We start from the raw sequence: 255 nt of genomic DNA on the forward strand, positions 1-255 counted from the left end.
GCCGTAATCAGCGCCGAGCGATACTCCCGCAGCGTGCCAATGGCCTCAGTCGCCTTCGCTATCAAAGCATCCAGATTGCGGCACTTATTCTCGATAAAGACGACGATCTGCCGTTGCTCATCGACGGGCGGAATTTCAAAGACGAACTGGCCAAGATCCTCAGCAGACATATTCGGCTGCGCGGATCCGGAATTTAGGATGGAGCGCTGGCCCTCCTCCTGGGCGGAATTCAGCAACCAATAAGCGAAGTTGCTG

General features: G+C 55.7%; 1 protein-coding gene. It reads right to left on the bottom strand.

The window, feature by feature from the left end:
* Nucleotides 1–255 (bottom strand): restriction endonuclease subunit S (locus R4P08_RS18470; RefSeq protein ID WP_317815318.1); only part of this gene is annotated, 255 nt, incomplete at both ends.

The organism is Rhodococcus sp. IEGM 1408, from assembly GCF_033142235.1.
Taxonomy (GTDB): Bacteria; Actinomycetota; Actinomycetes; order Mycobacteriales; family Mycobacteriaceae; genus Dietzia.